The organism is Vibrio sp. 1978 (assembly GCF_033344345.1).
This window is the reverse complement of record NZ_JAWPOP010000022.1, coordinates 42,766-57,104: the sequence shown is the minus strand read 5'-3', so window position 1 is coordinate 57,104 and position 14,339 is coordinate 42,766. Positions and strand designations below refer to the sequence as shown.

At 45.3% G+C, this 14,339-nt stretch carries 15 protein-coding genes; 12 read left to right on the top strand and 3 right to left on the bottom strand.

All coding sequences use genetic code 11. From position 1 onward, the window contains the following. Positions 1–145 precede the first annotated feature (145 nt). The 5 genes from ribBA (at position 146) to pgpA (ending at position 4,004) form a co-directional block, all read left to right on the top strand. The gene (gene ribBA / locus R8N49_RS18795) at positions 146–1,255 is read left to right on the top strand and encodes a bifunctional 3,4-dihydroxy-2-butanone-4-phosphate synthase/GTP cyclohydrolase II (protein WP_005381573.1); all 1,110 of its coding nucleotides are present in this window, start codon (positions 146–148) and stop codon (positions 1,253–1,255) included. Between the two features lie 169 nt (positions 1,256–1,424). Beyond that, complete coding sequence (ribE, locus tag R8N49_RS18790) at positions 1,425–1,895, top strand: 6,7-dimethyl-8-ribityllumazine synthase (protein WP_005381572.1); 471 nt, start codon at positions 1,425–1,427, stop codon at positions 1,893–1,895. Next, positions 1,895–2,362 carry a transcription antitermination factor NusB gene (gene nusB / locus R8N49_RS18785; protein ID WP_005381571.1) on the top strand — a complete coding sequence of 156 codons (468 nt, stop codon included), beginning with the start codon at positions 1,895–1,897 and terminating at the stop codon, positions 2,360–2,362. The genes ribE and nusB overlap by 1 nt, the downstream gene beginning before the upstream one ends. A 78-nt stretch (positions 2,363–2,440) precedes the next feature. Then, a complete protein-coding gene (gene thiL / locus R8N49_RS18780) occupies positions 2,441–3,406 on the top strand; it encodes a thiamine-phosphate kinase (RefSeq protein ID WP_005381570.1) in 966 nt (321 codons plus the stop codon). 91 nt (positions 3,407–3,497) lie between these two features. Then, the gene (gene pgpA, locus R8N49_RS18775; RefSeq protein WP_031780838.1) at positions 3,498–4,004 is read left to right on the top strand and encodes a phosphatidylglycerophosphatase A; all 507 of its coding nucleotides are present in this window, start codon (positions 3,498–3,500) and stop codon (positions 4,002–4,004) included. Positions 4,005–4,051: 47 nt separating this feature from the next. On the opposite strand, the gene dxs is transcribed toward pgpA, so the two are convergent. Genes dxs through xseB form a run of 3 tightly spaced genes read right to left on the bottom strand, consistent with a single transcriptional unit; the run spans position 4,052 to position 7,086 of the window. After that, positions 4,052–5,917, bottom strand: coding sequence for a 1-deoxy-D-xylulose-5-phosphate synthase (gene dxs, locus R8N49_RS18770; RefSeq protein ID WP_132937050.1), 1,866 nt, complete (start codon positions 5,915–5,917; stop codon positions 4,052–4,054). A 20-nt stretch (positions 5,918–5,937) separates the two neighbouring features. Then, positions 5,938–6,822, bottom strand: a complete 885-nt coding sequence (ispA, locus tag R8N49_RS18765; protein ID WP_132937049.1) for a (2E,6E)-farnesyl diphosphate synthase — start codon at positions 6,820–6,822, stop codon at positions 5,938–5,940. 21 nt (positions 6,823–6,843) lie between these two features. Next, complete coding sequence (xseB, locus tag R8N49_RS18760; protein WP_005381566.1) at positions 6,844–7,086, bottom strand: exodeoxyribonuclease VII small subunit; 243 nt, start codon at positions 7,084–7,086, stop codon at positions 6,844–6,846. A 263-nt stretch (positions 7,087–7,349) separates the two neighbouring features. Here xseB and pomA point away from each other — a divergent pair, with 263 nt between their 5' ends. From pomA to rlmM, 7 genes are all read left to right on the top strand, one after another. Further along, positions 7,350–8,111: a flagellar motor protein PomA gene (gene pomA / locus R8N49_RS18755; protein ID WP_005381564.1), complete on the top strand. Its 762-nt coding sequence runs from the start codon at positions 7,350–7,352 to the stop codon at positions 8,109–8,111. A gap of 14 nt (positions 8,112–8,125) precedes the next feature. Next, entirely contained in the window at positions 8,126–9,073 is a 948-nt protein-coding gene (locus R8N49_RS18750; protein WP_132937047.1) for a flagellar motor protein MotB, read from the top strand. A 211-nt stretch (positions 9,074–9,284) separates the two neighbouring features. Then, complete coding sequence (gene thiI / locus R8N49_RS18745; protein WP_005383617.1) at positions 9,285–10,733, top strand: tRNA uracil 4-sulfurtransferase ThiI; 1,449 nt, start codon at positions 9,285–9,287, stop codon at positions 10,731–10,733. Between the two features lie 510 nt (positions 10,734–11,243). Then, positions 11,244–12,164: a transcriptional regulator GcvA gene (locus R8N49_RS18740; RefSeq protein ID WP_005383616.1), complete on the top strand. Its 921-nt coding sequence runs from the start codon at positions 11,244–11,246 to the stop codon at positions 12,162–12,164. Further along, positions 12,145–12,768: an alpha/beta fold hydrolase gene (locus R8N49_RS18735; protein WP_085569905.1), complete on the top strand. Its 624-nt coding sequence runs from the start codon at positions 12,145–12,147 to the stop codon at positions 12,766–12,768. Before R8N49_RS18740 ends, R8N49_RS18735 begins: the two co-directional genes overlap by 20 nt. Then, positions 12,758–13,156, top strand: coding sequence for a DUF423 domain-containing protein (locus R8N49_RS18730; protein WP_047010151.1), 399 nt, complete (start codon positions 12,758–12,760; stop codon positions 13,154–13,156). Before R8N49_RS18735 ends, R8N49_RS18730 begins: the two co-directional genes overlap by 11 nt. Beyond that, a complete protein-coding gene (gene rlmM, locus R8N49_RS18725; RefSeq protein ID WP_085569904.1) occupies positions 13,153–14,244 on the top strand; it encodes a 23S rRNA (cytidine(2498)-2'-O)-methyltransferase RlmM in 1,092 nt (363 codons plus the stop codon). Before R8N49_RS18730 ends, rlmM begins: the two co-directional genes overlap by 4 nt. Positions 14,245–14,339 lie beyond the last annotated feature (95 nt).

Genomic DNA, 14,339 nt, shown 5'->3' with positions numbered 1-14,339 from the left:
GATAAAGAGCAGACTCACAGAACACCGCGAGATTCATTGACTTGCTTGATGCAAAGCTCAAACTATTGACCTAACTAGCATTCAATGCAACGTAATTTTTCATTGCTGTCGCAATAACAAATTTAGAATAACGGGATAACAGACTATGCCAATCAGTACGCCACAAGAAATTATTGATGATATTCGCGCAGGCAAAATGGTCATTCTAATGGATGATGAAGACCGCGAGAATGAAGGTGACTTGATCATGGCTGCCGAGCATATTACGCCGGAAGCCATCAACTTTATGGCAACCTATGGCCGTGGCCTGATTTGTTTAACCATGACCAAAGATCGTTGCGAAAGTCTAGGTCTGCCACCAATGGTGCAAGACAATAATGCGCAATACACCACCAACTTTACTGTTTCGATTGAGGCGGCAGAAGGGGTAACGACGGGTATTTCAGCCGCAGATCGCGCACGTACCGTTCAAGCAGCAGTCGCGCCAAACGCTAAAGCTGCGGATTTGGTGCAGCCTGGTCACATCTTCCCTCTCGCAGCTCAAGACGGCGGTGTACTGACTCGTGCAGGTCACACTGAAGCTGGCTGTGATTTGGCTCGTCTTGCTGGTTTAGAGCCAGCATCGGTGATTGTTGAGATCTTAAATGACGACGGCACGATGGCTCGTCGCCCAGATCTAGAGATCTTTGCAGAGAAGCACGGTATTAAATTGGGCACTATTGCCGACCTAATTGAGTACCGCAATAACACTGAGACAACGATTGAACGTGTGGCAGAGTGTAAGTTACCGACAGAGTTTGGCGAGTTCACGTTAGTCACGTACAAAGACACCATTGATAACCAAGTGCACTACGCAATGTGCAAGGGCGATTTGAAAGAAAAAGCGCCACTGGTTCGCGTTCATCTTCAAGACGTTTTTACCGACTTACTACGTAGCGATCGTAATGCAGAGCGCAGCTGGACACTAGATAAGGCAATGAAACGCATTGGTGAAGAAGGCGGTGTGCTGGTTGTTCTTGGCCATGAAGAATCGACCGATCTACTTATTCATCGCGTGAAGATGTTCGAAGCGCAAGACAAAGGTGAAGCCCCAACGCTTGCTAAAAAACAAGGCACGTCTCGCCGTGTTGGCGTTGGTTCACAGATTCTTGCGGATCTCGGTGTACATGATATGCGTCTTCTGTCATCGACCAACAAAAAGTACCACGCGTTAGGTGGTTTTGGTCTGAACGTTGTTGAGTACGTCTGCGAGTAACAACAGAACAATAAGTTCCTAGTCTTTGACGTGCTTAACTCGTCAATGGCTAGGAACCGGTGATTTGCCTCCAATTTCCATTAGATATTGCTCACAAATTTGTGCTAGAATCCGGCGATTCTCACTTGATGAACATATTTCACTTATAAATAGAGTTAAAGGAAAGCTTATGAAAGTGATCGAGGGTGGCTTCCCAGCGCCAAATGCAAAAATTGCTATCGTTATTTCTCGTTTCAACAGTTTTATTAACGAAAGCCTACTTTCTGGTGCGATCGATACACTAAAGCGTCACGGACAAGTAAGCGAAGACAACATCACGGTTGTGCGTTGTCCAGGTGCCGTAGAACTACCTCTAGTAGCTCAGCGTGTTGCTAAAACTGGCAAATTCGACGCTATTGTTTCTCTAGGGTCTGTTATTCGTGGTGGAACGCCTCACTTTGACTATGTTTGTAGTGAAATGAACAAAGGTCTAGCACAAGTGTCTATGGAATTCAGCATTCCAGTAGCATTTGGTGTTTTGACTGTTGATACGATCGATCAAGCGATTGAACGCGCAGGAACCAAGGCTGGTAATAAAGGTGCAGAGGCTGCACTAAGCGCACTTGAAATGATTAATGTACTATCTGAAATTGATTCCTAATGGGGGCCAGTGTGAAACCAGCCGCACGTCGTAACGCACGTCAATTCGCTCTACAGGCGATCTACTCATGGCAAATTACTAAAGAGAATGTTGCCAAGATTGAAGAACAGTTTTTGTCTGGCGACAAATACGATGAAGAAGAACTTCATGCATCTGAGCCAGCGCTTGCTGCTCCAGAGACAGACGTAGCTTACTTCCGTGAACTATTAAGCGGTGTTGTACTTAGCCACGCTGAGCTAGATAGCAAAATTCGTCCATACATCTCTCGTCCTATGCAGGATTTAGATATGATGGAACTTGCTCTTCTTCGCCTTGCTATGTACGAGATGACTCGTCGCGAAGATGTTCCTTACAAAGTTGTTATCAATGAAGCGATTGAACTTGCAAAAGTTTTCGCAGCAGAAGATAGCCACAAGTTTGTGAATGGTGTACTTGATAAAGCAGCACCTCACATTCGTAAGAAATAACGATTTCTTCAATGAAAAGGTCAGCACATGCTGACCTTTTTTGTATCAAAAGCTTTTACATCAAAAAGTAAGTGAATTATGTCTGGTGAATTTAATCTGATAGACAAATACTTCGTCGGTCGTCAGAGCCAACGTAAAGATGTCCATCTAGCCGCTGGTGATGATTGCGCTTTGGTCAAAGCGCCAGCTAATGTTCAGATTGCGATTAGCACGGATACATTGGTAGCTGGAACGCATTTCTTAGCCGACGCGAACCCAGCATGGGTCGCACACAAAGCATTGGCTTCTAACATCAGTGATTTGGCAGCGATGGGAGCAACGCCTGCATGGGTGAGCTTTGCATTAACGATGCCCGAGCCAGATGAAGAATGGCTTGCACCTTTCTGTGATGCATTTTTCGAACTGGCTGATTACTATGGTATTCAGTTAATTGGCGGTGATACCACCAAAGGGCCATTGTGTCTGACACTCACGGTGCAAGGTTTTGTACCTGAAGACAAAGCGCTCACGCGATCCGGCGCAAAGCCTGGGGATTGGGTATACGTAACGGGAAACCTTGGCGATGCAAAAGCTGGCTTGGATGTGATTCTAGATGACTCTCTGCGCAGCAGAGCCGGCGCGGAAGCACTAGAGCGAGCTCATTACCTTAGTTCTCCGCGTGTGCTTGCTGGACAAGCTCTTGTTGGCTTAGCCTCTTCTGCGATAGATATTTCAGATGGTTTAATCTCTGATATTAAGCACATTTTACAGCGATCTCAGGTTGGGGTGAGTATTGATGTCTCTCAGCTACCGATCTCTTCAGAATTAGTCCAGTTTTTAGATGATAAGATCAGCGCGCAGCAGTATGCTTTAGCAAGTGGCGAAGAATACGAGTTGTGTTTTACCGTGCCGGAGCAAAATCGAGGCTCGTTACAAAGCGCTTTATCTCATACTGGCTGTAAGGTCACATGTATTGGTCAAATCCGACCAAATGGAACCTTCGAGCTGCATGATAACAATCAACCACTTGATTGGGACTTAAGTGGCTTCGACCACTTTAAATGATCTAAGCTAAGCTCTAGCCAAGAGCCTGTTATTATTGAGCAACTCACAGGCATGACGATTGAAACCAAACTAGCAGTATAGGTTTAAGGATATGACCAACCCTCTTTCTCTGATTTCATTAAAGAACCCGTGGCATCTATTGGCGACGGGTTTTGGCAGTGGATTATCCCCGTTTATCCCTGGAACAATGGGCACACTGGCGGCCGTGCCTTTCTTTTTGTTGTTGGCACAATTACCATTTACGGCGTATGTCATTGTTGTTCTGATTTCGTGTGTGATCGGCATTCAAATATGCCAAGTGACCTCTGCAGACATGAAGGTACATGATCATGGTTCAATCGTATGGGATGAGTTTGCAGGCTTTTGGATTACGATGAGCATTGTACCTGCACTGAATATTCCACTCACTGAATGGAAGTGGTTGATCACTGGCTTCATCTTATTTCGTTTTTTCGATATGGTAAAACCTTGGCCAATTGGGTGGCTAGATAAGCGAGTTCACGGTGGGCTGGGTATTATGGTTGATGATATCGTGGCGGGAGTTATGGCCGGTGTTGCCCTGTTTCTAGTCGCAAAATATGCGGGCTGGATGAATTAAACGTTGACCGTAAAAAAAGGGATGCTATGAGCATCCCTTTTTACATTCTATTTTGCTAAATAATCCAAGATGGATTTTTCAATTCCTTTTGCATCGAGACCAAGCTCTTCATGCAGTTCATCTTGTGTTCCCTGATGAATAAACTCATCTGGTAAACCTAGGTTCAACACAGGTTTAATGATTTTATCTTTCATCATGAACTCAACGACACCAGTACCAGCACCACCCGCGATAACATTTTCTTCTAACGTCACGAGCACGTCATGATCTGCGGCTAGTTGACGAATCAATGCCTCATCGAGCGGCTTCACAAAGCGCATATCAGCAACAGTGGCGTTAAGGTATTCTGCCGCTTCTAGCGCGTTACCCAAGAAAGTACCAAAGTTCAGAATAGCAACTTTTTCACCTTGGCGAACCATGCGTCCTTTACCGATTTCTAAAGCCGTAAACTCAGTTTCGATTTCTACGCCCATTCCGCTACCACGAGGGTATCGAACCGCACTCGGGCCAGAATGCTTATGGCCAGTGTAAAGCATTTGTCGGCACTCGTTTTCGTCGCTTGGCGCCATGATCACCATGTTCGGAATACAGCGCATAAAGCTCAAATCGAACGCACCTTGGTGAGTTTGACCATCTGCGCCAACGAGACCTGCGCGGTCGATCGCAAACATCACTGGTAAGTCCATGATCGCGATGTCGTGGATCAATTGGTCATAACCACGTTGCAAGAAAGTCGAATAGATAGCAACGATTGGATGATCGCCCGCAATTGCCATGCCTGTTGCCAGTGTCACTGCGTGCTGCTCAGCAATCGCCACATCAAAGTATTGGTCTGGGTACTCTTTTGAGAAACGCACCATACCTGATCCTTCGCGCATTGCTGGCGTAATTGCCATTAGCTTAGGATCTTGGGCCGCCATGTCACATAAAAAGTCACCGAAGATCTTTGAGTAAGTTGGCTTACCGCCACTGCTCTTCGGCAGACAATTATGCGTTGGATCGAATTTAGGAACACCATGGTAGCCGATAGGATCTTTCTCGGCAGGCTCATAACCTTTGCCTTTCTTGGTCATGATGTGTAGGAACTGAGGACCTTTGAGCTCACGCATATTTTTCAGCGTTTTGACGAGTTCATTGACGTCGTGTCCATCAATCGGGCCAATGTAATTAAAGCCGAACTCTTCGAACAGAGTACCAGGCACTACCATGCCTTTTAGGTGCTCTTCCGTACGGCGAACCAACTCTTTAATAGGTGGGACACCAGACAGCACTTTCTTGCCGCCTTCACGGATAGAAGTGTACAAGCTGCCAGAAAGTACTTTCGCAAGGTGGTTATTCAGGGCGCCGACGTTTTCTGAAATCGACATTTCGTTGTCGTTCAAAATCACCAACATATCAGGATGAACGTCGCCAGCGTGGTTCATGGCTTCGAATGCCATGCCTGCTGTAATTGCGCCATCACCAATCACACTGACGATTTTGCGGCCTTTACCTTCTTTTTGTGCGCTGATGGCCATGCCAAGACCTGCACTAATCGATGTCGAAGAGTGGCCGACAGATAAGGTGTCATATTCACTTTCTTCACGCCAAGGGAAAGGGTGTAGACCATCCTTTTGGCGAATTGTTGGCATTTTATCGCGACGTCCGGTGAGGATTTTGTGCGGGTAAGCCTGATGACCAACATCCCAGATCAATTTGTCGATAGGGGTGTTGTAAACATAATGCAGAGCGACAGTTAGCTCCACGGTGCCTAAGCCAGACGCTAAGTGTCCGCTAGATTGGCTCACTGAATTTAGCAGATACGTTCGCAGTTCATCACACAGATTTGGTAATGTTTCTTTCGGAAGAAGACGTAATTCTTCCGGTGTATTTGCTAACGCCAGTGTTGGGTACTTTGAAATATCAAGAGTCATATAAATGCGCGCTTATAGTGTTAATTTTTGCGCTCGATGACATATCGGGCGAACTCTTCGAGTAACTGAGTATTGTATGGGATAGCTTCCAATGCTTGAAGTGCTTCCTGTAACAGAGTGTGAGCTTTCTCTATGGCTCCCTCTAAACCCAGCAGGGAAGGATAAGTGCTCTTATTCAGACCTTGGTCGGAACCTTGAGGCTTACCCAGTGTTTCTGTGTCACTGATGATATCAAGAATATCGTCTTGAACCTGAAACGCCAAACCAATTGCTTTTGAGTAGCGCTCCAAGTGAGGTAGAACCTCGATACCTTTCTCACCAGCAGCTAATGCACCTAATTTTACCGCACAATCAATCAGAGCTCCGGTTTTTTTACGGTGTATCTCTTCCATTTCTTCAAGAGAAACTTGGCGATTTTCCGCGCCTAAATCTAAGGCTTGCCCTACACACATGCCGCTGGCACCAGAAGAATGCGCTAATGCTTTGATCATGTTGATGCGTTGAGCTTCTGCCGCCGGGCTTAATTGACCATCAGCAATAATAGTAAAGGCAAGGGTTTGTAGTGCATCACCTGTCAGTATTGCGGTTGCTTCATCAAACTTAATATGACAAGTTGGTTGACCTCGACGCAGTTCATCATCGTCCATGGCTGGCAGATCATCATGAATGAGTGAGTAGGCATGTATACATTCGATAGCAGCGGCGGGGGTGTCTAAGTCTTCAGGTTTACAGCCGAGCATTTGACCTGTGATGTAAACAAGAAAAGGGCGAACGCGTTTTCCACCTAGCAAAAGGCCGTATTTCATTGCTTGAATCAATGGCTGCTCTTGACATGGAAGCTGATCGAGCCACAAATTCAATTGCTGATTGTTTCTTTGTTGAAAAGACGTCAATGTCTGTTGCATCACATTGCTCACTACTGATTGTTATTCTGAATCTGGTTTGAAGTCACTCAGTGGTGCTTCATCATCTTCACTAAGAAGAATGCTCACGCGCTGTTCGGCGTCGCTTAATTTAGTTTGGCCTGCACGAGCTAAGGCAATGCCTCGTTCAAACTTACGCAGGGCATCATCTAGAGCAAGATCGCCATTTTCTAATTGATCAACCAAGCTATCAAGCTCTTCAATGGTTGCTTCAAAGGTCATGTTTTCTGGTTTCTTGACCGCCATCTTTTTTCTGCCTTAATCAAGCCTCGGGTAAGATGCACGAAAGTTACCTTAGCCTAGTAACTTGGTCAAATTTAACCTTATATAATTGTCACAAAATTAGCGTTCAACGAGTCTAAGCGATGAAACCCCATATTTTGGTTGAGGTTGTTAAGTGTAATTTGTGATCCATTAGCTAAGATTTTTCTAAAAATTCTGCGCGAGTTGTCGATACAGGTAATAATCCGCCCAATGGCAGTATTTGAGTATAGCGTGAGGAGTGCTTTGTGGATTTAGCAACCCTATTAGGTTTGATTGGTGGTTTTGCATTCGTCATTATGGCGATGGTGCTTGGTGGCAGCATCGGCATGTTTGTCGATGTCACGTCGATCCTTATTGTCGTTGGTGGCTCAATATTCGTCGTGTTGATGAAGTTCACAATGGGACAGTTTTTTGGTGCGACAAAGATTGCTGGCAAAGCCTTCATGTTTAAAGCGGATGAACCCGAAGACCTGATCGCAAAAATTGTGGAAATGGCCGACGCGGCGCGTAAAGGTGGTTTTCTTGCTCTTGAAGAGATGGAAATAAACAACACATTCATGCAGAAAGGCATTGATCTACTGGTTGATGGCCATGATGCCGACGTTGTGAGAGCGGCACTCAAAAAAGACATCGCGCTTACGGATGAACGACATACGCAAGGTACTGGCGTATTTCGCGCCTTTGGCGACGTTGCTCCTGCGATGGGAATGATTGGCACCTTGGTTGGTCTTGTTGCGATGCTTTCAAACATGGATGACCCTAAAGCGATTGGACCAGCAATGGCCGTTGCACTCTTGACCACATTGTATGGCGCGATCCTGTCCAATATGGTGTTTTTCCCTATTGCGGATAAGCTTTCTCTTCGCCGTGACCAAGAAACGCTAAATCGCCGTTTGATCATGGATGGCGTATTAGCGATTCAAGATGGCCAAAACCCGCGAGTGATCGATAGTTACTTGAAGAACTACCTCAATGAAGGTAAACGTGCCCTTGAGATTGACGAGTAACTTGGAGAGTCGTGATGGATGATGAAGATAACAAATGCGATTGTCCGCCACCTGGCCTCCCGTTATGGATGGGGACATTCGCAGATTTGATGTCGCTACTGATGTGTTTCTTTGTTCTTCTGCTCTCTTTTTCTGAGATGGATGTACTGAAGTTCAAACAAATTGCAGGATCAATGAAATTTGCCTTCGGTGTGCAAAATCAGCTTGAAGTGAAAGACATTCCCAAAGGCACTAGCATTATTGCCCAAGAGTTTCGACCGGGTCGGCCGGAACCAACTCCGATTGATGTCATCATGCAGCAAACCATGGACATCACTCAGCAGACGCTCGAATTTCATGAAGGGGAGTCTGATCGAGCTGGTGGCACAAAACGTGATGAAGGCAAGTTAACGGGTGGGCAATCGCCAGAAACGTCAACTCAAAACAATGAATCTGCCGAAGCGGACATGCAGCAACAGCAATCTAAAGAGATGTCGCAAGAGATGGAAACCTTGATGGAAAGCATCAAGAAAGCCTTAGAGCGAGAGATTGAACAAGGCGCCATTGAAGTTGAAAACCTCGGTCAGCAGATTGTTATACGTATGCGTGAAAAAGGTGCATTCCCAGAAGGTTCGGCCTTCTTGCAGCCTAAGTTTCGTCCTTTAGTTCGTCAGATTGCAGAGCTAGTAAAAGACGTGCCAGGCATTGTTCGAGTATCTGGCCATACAGACAATCGACCGCTAGACTCGGAACTTTATCGTTCTAACTGGGATCTCTCTTCTCAGCGTGCAGTATCAGTCGCGCAAGAGATGGAGAAAGTGAGAGGCTTCTCTCATCAACGTTTAAGAGTACGAGGCATGGCGGATACGGACCCCTTGTTACCGAATGATTCTGATGAAAATCGCGCGCTTAACCGACGGGTTGAAATCAGCATTATGCAAGGCGAGCCTCTCTACAGTGAAGAAGTGCCGGTAATTCAATAACTAGGCTTTAGTTTTAAGTCAGTAAAGAGATAAGAAAGCGAGCAGATTGCTCGCTTTTTTTGTTTTTCCAATCCGCTTGGGTGTATAATCTTGCGCCTTAAAAGTGAGCTCAGAATACTTTTTGTGACTGAAACGCGGTTTTACTGCGTATGAAGTATTGAAGTTGAGTGTCACTCTTTGTTGATTGCGAAACTAACCTGCGAATTAGACTATGAAATTTATTGTAAAGCCCCATCCAGAAATTTTTGTAAAAAGTGAATCTGTGCGTAAGCGCTTCACAAAGATTTTAGAGTGCAACATTCGTAACATCATTAAGAGCCGCACGGAGTCTGTCGCGGTATTTAACCGTCGTGATCACATTGAAGTGACCTCTGAGAGTAACGAATTCCACGCTGAAGTTCTTGAGGTTTTGACTCATACACCAGGCATTCACCACGTACTGGAAGTGAAGCAAACTGAATTTAAAGACTTGCACGATATCTTCGAGCAAGTGCTAGAACTCAACCGTGCTGCACTCGAAAATAAAACCTTTGTTGTACGTGCGAAGCGTCGTGGCAAGCATGACTTTACCTCTATTGAACTAGAGCGTTATGTAGGCGGTGGTTTAAATCAAGCGATTGAAAGCGCTAGTGTTAAGCTACGAAACCCAGACGTGACGATCAAGGTAGAAGTCTCGAACGACAAGCTAAACCAAGTATTGTCTCGTCATAAAGGCCTAGGTGGTTTCCCACTGGGTACGCAAGAAGACGTGTTAAGCCTGATCTCGGGTGGTTTCGACTCTGGTGTTTCAAGCTATCTTCATATCAAGCGTGGTTCAAAAGTACATTACTGCTTCTTTAACTTAGGTGGTCCAGCACACGAAATCGGCGTTAAGCAGGTTTCTCACTACCTATGGAACAAATACGGTTCTTCAGCAAAAGTACGTTTTATCTCAGTTGATTTCGAACCTGTGGTTGCGGAAATCCTAGAGAAAGTCGATGACGGCCAAATGGGCGTGATCTTGAAGCGTATGTTTATGCGTGCAGCAGGCATGATCGCTCAGAAGATGAAGATCGAAGCATTGGTAACAGGTGAAGCGCTAGGTCAAGTATCGAGCCAAACGCTAACCAATCTACGCCACATCGACAACGTAACAGACACGCTGATTCTGCGTCCGCTTATCAACTGGGATAAAGAAGACATTATCAATCTAGCACGTGAAATCGGCACAGAAGATTTCGCGAAGACAATGCCAGAATACTGTGGTGTTATCTCTAAGAAGCCAACCGTGAAAGCGGTGAAAGGCAAGCTAGAAGCTGAAGAAGAGAAATTCGACTTTAGTATCCTTGAGCAAGTGGTTCAAGAAGCTCGCATGATGGACATTCGTGATATCGCGAAAGAGTCTGAGCAAGCCGCACCAGAAGTAGAGCAAGTTCAAGCGGTAGAAGAGCACGCGGTTGTGCTAGATATTCGTAGTCCTGAAGAGGAAGACGATAACCCACTTGAAATCGAAGGTGTGGATGTGAAACATATCCCGTTCTACAAGCTGGGTACACAGTTTGGTGACTTAGACCAGTCTAAGACATACCTACTTTACTGTGACCGCGGTGTGATGAGCCGTCTGCAAGCGCTTTACTTGCAAGAGCAAGGCTTCAGCAACGTAAAAGTTTACCGTCCATAGCTGACTGATAAAATACGTTAAAAGGCGCAAATTGAGACATCAATTTGCGCCTTTTTTGTTTTTGATCGCGTTACAGACAACCATTACTTAGCATAATGTTGAGGCTTATCGCAAAGCCATACACTTTGTGTTGATATAACGATAATTAATCCGAAAGAAGAGTAATAAAGTGATATTGCTGCCAGATATGCGGATGAGATTTTTGATAGATAAAAAAACACCGCCTAATTTAGGCGGTGTAACAAATTTGACAGACAGGTCAAAAATAAATACAGGAAGTATATGTTTTGTCACAGGGAGTGTGGACAAAACATTATGGTAGAAATCTACCTAACTCGAAATACGAGTTTGCAAACACAACATCGCAACAACGAAGCCAATTGATTTCCAAAGAAATCAAGCCGTTCAGGCCCGTGTTGCGGGGTGAAATATAGAATTTATCTGGCTGTTCGACAACGGACATTTTATAATGTTTCAGATTAAAAAAACTAATCCTATTAGAGGTCCCATATGTCCCGCAGATTGCCTCCATTAAATTCGCTTCGAGTCTTCGAAGCGGCTGCTCGTCATCTCAGTTTTACACGAGCAGCAGAAGAGTTATTTGTTACTCAAGCCGCGGTCAGTCACCAGATTAAAGCGCTTGAAGAGTTCTTATCATTGAAGCTCTTCCGTCGACGTAATCGTTCTTTGTTGTTAACAGAAGAAGGCCAAAGTTACTTTCTCGATATCAAAGATATTTTCACCTCGATTGCGGAAGCGACAGATAAGGTGTTGGAACGTAGCGAAAAAGGGGCATTGACGATTAGCCTACCGCCGAGTTTTGCTATCCAATGGCTTGTACCTCGTTTGGCCGATTTTAATGCTCAAGAGCCCGATATCGATGTACGTATTAAAGCCGTAGATATGGATGAAGGCTCACTGACTGATGATGTTGATGTGGCGATCTACTATGGCCGTGGGAACTGGCCAGGTTTGCGAGCAGATAAATTGTACCAAGAGTTTTTGATCCCACTTTGTTCACCTTCATTACTTTTGGGTAACAAACCATTAGAATCTTTAAGTGACCTCAAATTACATACTTTGTTACACGATACTTCGCGTAAAGACTGGAAGCAGTTTGCTCGTCATTACAACATTGAAGGCATCAACGTAAACCACGGTCCTATTTTTAGTCACTCAACGATGGTGCTACAGGCTGCTGCGCACGGTCAGGGGGTCGCGCTCGGTAACAACGTACTCGCCAAACCTGAAATGGAAGCCGGACGACTCATTGCACCATTCGACGAGGTGTTGATATCTAAGAATGCATTCTATGTGGTGTGTCATGAACAGCAGGCAGATATGGGCCGAATCGCAACGTTTAGAGACTGGATGTTAGCAACCGCGAGAAAAGAACAAGAGGAAGTATTGGATGAATCACTGGATAGCTGAGGGGCCTGAAAACGGACCGCTGTTTATTTTTGCTCACGGCGCAGGTGCGGGGATGGAGCATGACTTCATGACAGCTGTCGCCAAAGGATTAGTGGAGCAAGGTATTCGTGTAGTGCGTTTTAATTTCCCTTACATGGTGAAACGTTCGGAAGATGGCAAAAAGCGTCCGCCCGATCGCGCGCCAAAGTTGCTCGAAGCATACAGCGAAGTGATCGCTCACTTTACTTCTTCTCCCGTGGTTATTGGTGGTAAGTCAATGGGCGGTCGTATGTCGAGCTTGTTGGCTGAAAATGAGCTGGTGGCGGGCATTGCCTGTTTAGGGTTTCCATTTCACCCACCAGGAAAGCCAGAGAAATACAAAGGCGAGCACTTAGCAACCATTGAGAAACCTACGCTGATTCTGCAAGGGGAACGAGACACCTTTGGTAAGCGTGAGGAATTCGATGATTTCGTCCTTTCGTCACAAGTAACGGTGAGCTTTTTACCTGATGGTGACCACAGCTTCAAACCGCGCAAGATCTCAGGTCATACTGAAGTGGGTAACATTGCACTCGCGATAGAGCAGTTAGCGGCGTTTATACAAGAGGTGTACAGTGAAAAGTAAGTGGTTACTCTCATTCTCTGGTTTGTCTGGGCTGCTTTCGGTCGCTCTTGGAGCATTTGCTGCTCATGGGCTAAAAGCGACACTGGCCCCTTATTTGCTCGGTGTATTTGAGACCGGAGTTCTGTATCAATTTATTCACACGTTGGCGATTGTGTTTTGTGCCATTCTGCTTCTGCTCAATTTGGGACAAAAAGCACAAAAGTATTTTTTCATTGCGGCGATTTGCTTTATTATCGGCATCTTTTGTTTTAGCGGCAGTCTTTACGCGCTGGCGCTGACGGGCATTAAGTGGTTTGGGCCAATTACTCCTGTAGGAGGGTTGCTGTTCATGATTGGTTGGTGTCTGTTCTTTTTTGCTGCGTTCAATATCAAAGAGGTCTCCAAGTGAAACAACTAATGCTCTATTGCCGTTCTGGCTTTGAGAAAGAGTGTGCTGGTGAAATTCAGGACAAAGCGACACAGTTGGAAGTGTATGGCTTCCCTCGTGTGAAGAGAAACTCAGGTTATGTTGTCTTCGAATGTTACCAAGATGGAGATGCCGACAAACTTGCGAGAGGTTTAGACTTTAAGTCTTTAATTTTTGCTCGACAAATGTTTGCGGTAGCAGCTGAGTTTCAATCGTTGCCAAGTGATGACCGAATTAGTCCAATTTTGAATGAACTAGCAGACATCGAAGCATTCCCTCGTTGTGGTGATTTGAGAGTTGAAACGCCAGATACAAATGAAGCGAAAGAGCTACTGAAATTCTGCCGTAAGTTTACCGTCCCAATGCGTCAAGCGTTGCGCGGCAAAGGCTTAATGCTGAACAAAGATAACGCGAAAAAACCAGTACTGCACATTTGCTTTGTTGAGCCTGGCCACTGTTACGTTGGTTACTCTTACACTGACAACAACTCACAGTTCTTCATGGGTATCCCTCGCCTTAAATTCCCAGCAGACGCCCCAAGTCGTTCAACACTTAAACTGGAAGAAGCATTTCATGTCTTTATTCCACGTGAAGAGTGGGATGAGCGTTTGGCACCAGGTATGTGGGGTGTGGATTTAGGTGCATGTCCAGGCGGTTGGACGTACCAATTAGTGAAGCGCTCAATGTTCGTTCACTGCGTTGATAACGGCATGATGGCAGACAGTTTGATGGAAACTGGCCAGATCAAGCACCATATGGTGGATGGTTTTAAGTTCGAACCAGACCGCAAGAACGTAACATGGATTGTTTGTGACATGGTGGAAAAGCCAGCTCGTGTTGCTCACCTGATGGGACAGTGGCTGTTAAAAGGTTGGGCAAAAGAGGCTATCTTTAACCTTAAGCTGCCAATGAAAGGGCGTTATGACGAAGTGCTGCAAGACCTTGAAAATCTGAAGCAGTTCCTCATTGATAATAAGGTAAAGTTCAAGCTACAAGCTAAACATTTGTATCATGATCGTGAAGAGATCACGATTCATATCCAATGTCTGTCGAATATTTCACCTTACTAACTTTATTCCCCGAGTCTTTTGGGAATAGTGATTAGAATAGAAAAAGCGCCTTCAAATGGCGCTTTTTTAATATCTGCCGGATTTCATGGTGTGAA